The sequence below is a fragment of the Candidatus Magnetobacterium casense genome (genome assembly GCF_019173545.1).
GTDB classification, from domain to species: domain Bacteria; phylum Nitrospirota; class Thermodesulfovibrionia; order Thermodesulfovibrionales; family Magnetobacteriaceae; genus Magnetobacterium; species Magnetobacterium cryptolimnobacter.
The window spans coordinates 1-3,033 of the sequence record NZ_JABXWD010000392.1 but is presented as its reverse complement, the minus strand read 5'-3'; the positions used below and the strand labels follow the sequence as shown (position 1 = coordinate 3,033).

Genomic DNA, 3,033 nt, shown 5'->3' with positions numbered 1-3,033 from the left:
TGTTGACATTGAGTTGATTATACACAACATTTCAATTGTATAGCTGAACTATTACCCTGTTTTCTCATCAAAAGAACCGCCTCTTAAAAAACAGCGCCACGTTGACGAGGCTGATCAGCACGGGCACCTCTGCCAGGGGGCCAATCACGGCAGCAAAGGCTTCACCGGAGTTGATCCCGAACACGGCTATCGTAACGGCTATCGATAACTCAAAGTTGTTGCTTGCGGCGGTAAAGGACAACGTTGCCGTCTTTGGGTAATCCGTGCCCAGCTTCATGCTCATAAAGAAAGACACCAGAAACATCAGGACAAAGTAAATAACCAGCGGGATAAATACCCTGACCACATCCATCGGGAGCTTCAGTATGTACTCACCTTTCAGGGCAAACATGACCAGGATCGTAAAGAGCAGCGCCACCAGGGTCATGGGGCTGATGGCCGGTGAGAATACGTTGTCATACCAGTCGACGCCCTTCTTCCTGATGAGGACATACCTGCTGAGGGCGCCGGCAAAAAACGGTATCCCCAGATACACCAGGACACTGCGGGCGATCTGCCCTATGCTGACGTCAATGCTGGTTGCCTCTACGCCAAAGAGCGGCAGCAGCACCGATAGAAAGACAAAGGCATACAGCGCATACACCAGCACCTGAAACACCGAGTTAAGCGCCACCAATCCGGCGGCATATTCACGGTCCCCACCGGCGAGGTCGTTCCACACGATCACCATTGCAATGCAGCGGGCAAGACCCGTGAGGATCAACCCGTACATGTAGTGCGGATAGTCCCTGAGAAACACAACGGCCAACAGAAACATCAGCACGGGGCCTATCAGCCAGTTCTGAATCAGCGAAAGGGCCAGGACGCGCTTGTCCTTAAATACCTCTGGCATCCGTTCGTACTTGACCTTTGCAAGGGGCGGGTACATCATCAGGATGAGACCAATGGCTATGGGGATGTTGGTTGTCCCCACCTGGAAGAAGTTTAACACGCCCTGAACCTGCGGAAACAGATATCCGCACACGACCCCGACAAACATGGCCGTAAATATCCACAGCGTCAGGTACCTGTCGAGGAAGGATAACTTGCCGGAGACCTTTGTCATCTTATTTTAGCCCTCCAATCCACTGGATGACCTTTGCCTTTATGGCATCCCGGATTTCCCTTGTCCTTGCAAGGACGTCGTCTCTGCTGCCGTTTAACGAGGAGGGGTCTTCAAAGCCCCAGTGGAGCTTTTTGGCGTTGCCGGGAAACGTGGGACATGCCTCCGCCCTGGACTCGTCACAGACGGTGATAACGTAATCAAACTGCTCCGCCCTGTCGTACATCTCAAAGACGCTCTTGGTCTTGTTGCCGGATATGTCTATGCCTTCGTCTTTCATTGCCTCTACTACGACGGGGTTGAGACTTCCCGGTTGCAATCCGGCGCTGTGGGCCTCGAATTTCCCACCGCCCAAAGTGTTCAGAAACGCCTCTGCCATCTGACTCCGTGCGCTGTTGTGTACGCACACAAATAATACCTTTGTCATTGTAACCTCCTAACTCATGTTACGCAAAAGCATATCATAAGTATGGTAAAATATCTGTACAGTTATTATAGCATAAAGGGAGTATTTTTTATGGATACTAAAGCTGAAAGTCGCACCCGCCCCGGGCACGAAGAAGTCCCCCTTTTATGCCGGGGGTCGCTGACCCCTTGACCCCATGAAAATGCCACGTATTTTGTATTTAATCCAATCGAAATATGCTATAGTATAGCAGATATGATAAAATAGTAAGTGTATGTTGAAGAATGTTTTAAAGCTGATATATTTCTTTTTTTTGCGTATTGCCGGTGGCATACTTCCCTTTAGGTTGACATACCTTGTTGCCAGGGGCATTGGGCTTGTGTCATTTATAGCAGCCAGGAGCAAGCGCCGGATGGTTCAACGTGAGGTGAAACGCCTGTTTGAGTGGACAACAAGCTCACGGACGGATATGATTGTAAAGCGAACTCTGGAGGGCTTTTTCCTGAGCGAAATGGAGGTGTTTCTCTACCCCAGGCTCAACTCGGCCAACATCCACCGGATGGTCAAGTGCGTTGGTGAGCAGTACCTTGAGGAGGGCATCAAGGGTGGCCGCGGGACGATGCTGTTGTTTGCCCACTTTGGGGCCAATCAGATGATCATGCCCGCCGTGGGATACAGGGGGTATCGGATGTGTCAGATGAGTGCCCCAGCTACGGTGTGGATTGAGCGTTTACCGGAGATGAAATCAACCCTGGTTGAAAAGATGATGCTCAGACACAAGTGGAAAAACGAACAGTCCCTGCCCGTTAAACACATAAATATATTCGGTTCTCTGAGGGAGGCATTCATGTGCCTTAAGAGAAACGAGTTCCTGGGGATTGCCATAGACGGCGGTGGTGGCAAGGACACGACAGAGGTCGATTTCCTGGGCAGAAAGGCCTGCTTTCCAACGGGCTCCATCGACATGGCCTTAAGAACAGGCTGTTGCATCCTGCCCGTGTTTATGCTCAGAAACAAAGACGCAACCAATACGATGGTAATAGAACCGCCTCTGGAGTACAAGGTCAGCTCAGACAAGGCGGCAGACATCAGGTATGCCACGCAGTTGTTTGCAGACCGACTGGAACAATATGTGCTGAAACGCCCCTGCCACTACATGTATTTCCTTGCCTGGCGCTCCTTTATGGTCACAAAGGGAGACCCGTCGTTTCTGTTATAAGCATTTCTGCTACCACTTGTTATCTATGAAAAATTTATGCACCATCCATGTGCTTAAAACACCACAAAGTATTCAAAAACATGTTAAAATAGAGTATACTGAAATGACGCAGGTTTTTTCAGGCATGATATTTGAGTGTGAAATAATGGGGTCAAGGGGTCAGCGACCCCCGGCATAAAAGGGGGACTTCTTCGTGCCCGGGGCGGGTGCGACTTTCAGCCAGGGGTTGCCAACCCCCCGCTGCGACAAGATTGCGCCTCGCCCCTCCCCTTGCGGGGGGTTCTGAAGGGGGCCAGGAGCGCATTG

The 3,033-nt window shown here is 50.8% G+C and carries 3 protein-coding genes; 1 reads left to right on the top strand and 2 read right to left on the bottom strand.

The window, feature by feature from the left end; genetic code table 11:
* Positions 1-67: 67 nt before the first annotated feature.
* Together arsB and HWQ67_RS15365 are read right to left on the bottom strand one after the other, a co-directional pair.
* Positions 68-1,105: an ACR3 family arsenite efflux transporter gene (arsB, locus tag HWQ67_RS15370; protein ID WP_218253567.1), complete on the bottom strand. Its 1,038-nt coding sequence runs from the start codon at positions 1,103-1,105 to the stop codon at positions 68-70.
* Position 1,106: 1 nt separating this feature from the next.
* Complete coding sequence (locus HWQ67_RS15365) at positions 1,107-1,529, bottom strand: arsenate reductase ArsC (protein ID WP_218253566.1); 423 nt, start codon at positions 1,527-1,529, stop codon at positions 1,107-1,109.
* A 253-nt stretch (positions 1,530-1,782) separates the two neighbouring features.
* Between HWQ67_RS15365 and HWQ67_RS15360 the strand changes: the two genes are divergently transcribed.
* Positions 1,783-2,727 (top strand): lysophospholipid acyltransferase family protein, encoded by a 945-nt coding sequence (locus HWQ67_RS15360; protein WP_218253565.1) that lies wholly within the window; start codon positions 1,783-1,785, stop codon positions 2,725-2,727.
* Positions 2,728-3,033 lie beyond the last annotated feature (306 nt).